This is a genomic window from Rothia sp. HMSC071C12, from assembly GCF_001813895.1.
Classification (GTDB): domain Bacteria; phylum Actinomycetota; class Actinomycetes; order Actinomycetales; family Micrococcaceae; genus Rothia; species Rothia mucilaginosa.
Genome location: NZ_KV814365.1, coordinates 1 through 1,474, shown reverse-complemented (window position 1 = coordinate 1,474; position 1,474 = coordinate 1). Strand labels below are relative to the sequence as shown.

2 protein-coding genes are annotated in these 1,474 nt (G+C 54.7%); both read left to right on the top strand.

Going from position 1 to position 1,474, the window contains the following annotated elements; all coding sequences use genetic code 11:
• Window positions 1–59 precede the first annotated feature (59 nt).
• Window positions 60–572, top strand: coding sequence for a helix-turn-helix domain-containing protein (locus HMPREF2942_RS01145; protein WP_070688022.1), 513 nt, complete (start codon window positions 60–62; stop codon window positions 570–572).
• Complete coding sequence (locus HMPREF2942_RS01140; RefSeq protein ID WP_070688020.1) at window positions 572–1,432, top strand: IS3 family transposase; 861 nt, start codon at window positions 572–574, stop codon at window positions 1,430–1,432. The genes HMPREF2942_RS01145 and HMPREF2942_RS01140 overlap by 1 nt, the downstream gene beginning before the upstream one ends.
• Window positions 1,433–1,474 lie beyond the last annotated feature (42 nt).

The following is a 1,474-nucleotide window of genomic DNA, read 5'->3' as shown; positions in this document are numbered from 1 at the left end:
TGAACTGCCTCCCGTTTCTTGGACAACAAAATTAAAGTCCAAGAAACAGGAGGCTTTTCATGTCTATAAATCTGGGAATGAGACACGATCGTTTGCTTCGAAAGCAAGCAGCGCAAATGTTTGAGAAAGGATGTGGCTATCGTCTGACCGCCAGCAGGCTTGGTGTGTCCGCCGCGACTGTGAGAGAGTGGCAGAAAATGTACCACGTCATCGGGAAGGACGGGCTTCTTACCATGGGAGTAAAGCACACCAAATACGACTACGAGACCAAGGTCGCCGCAGCGAAGGCCGTGGTTGACGGTGGGATGAGTAAGCCTGAAGCAATGATGCGCTTCGGTATTGCAAGCACGACACCGTTGAAGCAATGGTGCAGGCTGTACCGGCAGGGCGGCGCGCAGGCGCTTAAGCCTAAACCTAAGGGCAGGCCAAAGGGGTCGGTACGGGCGGTGCCACCAACGCGTGAGGAGGAACTCGAAGAGCGCGTGCGCAAGCTTGAGGCGCAGGTGGCGTACCTAAAAAAATCGATTGCCCTGAAGGCGCAGAAGCGCTCCCAAACCGGGACAAAGCCCTAGTGGTCGCTGAGCTTTCAGGGCGCGGTCACAAGCTGTACGATCTCCTTGAGGCGGCAGGCCTTGCCAGGTCGAGCTACTACTACGCGTTGGCTCATCCCCAACAGCCAACCAGAGTGCAGCTACGTCCCAAGGTCGCGCAAATCTTTTCGCGAACCCCCAACGGGTGCGGTCACAGGCAGATAGCCATGTGCCTGCGCGCTGAGGAAGGGGTGCGCATCGCCGATAAGACGGTCTTGAAGATGATGCGCCAGATGGGGCTGCGCTGCGGTATACGCCGCCAGAGGCCCTACCACAGGTACAACTCCTACAAGGGGGAGGCGGGGCAAAGTTTTGAGAACATCATCGGTCGCAACTTCACGGCGACCGGTCCTTGGCAGAAGTTGGGTACCGATGTTACCGAGTTTAAGCTTTCCTTTGGTAAGGCGTATCTTGCTCCGGTGTACGATTTTGCCAGTAAAGAGATTGTTGCCCACTCGATCTCGATGTGCCCTAATCTTGCCCAGCAGCAAGAGATGCTTCAGGTACTCATGGATGCCAAACCCGAGGGAGCTAAGCCGATTTTGCACTCAGATATGGGATGGCAGTACCAGCACGAGTTCTACATCAGCACGCTTGCTGATAACGGTTTTATCCAGAGTATGTCACGCAAAGGTAACTGCATCGACAATGGTGCCACTGAGCAGGTCTTTGGACATCTTAAGGACGAGTTTTTTCGTGGCCAGGACTGGCTAACCTTTGAGAGTTTCAAAGCTGACCTCGATGCGTACATTACGCATTGGAATACAACAAGACGCCAGGTGAAGCTTAAGGGCCTGACTCCGGTAGAGTACCGGGATCAGGCCCTGCAGGAAGCTGCATAGCGGCTAGTATTTATAGCGTCCAAGTTTCGGGGCGCAGTTCAA

What these genes read in the sequence shown, in the direction of transcription:
- HMPREF2942_RS01145 (WP_070688022.1), top strand. Translation starts at nt 60, where the DNA reads ATGTCTATAAATCTGGGAATGAGACACGATCGTTTGCTTCGAAAGCAA.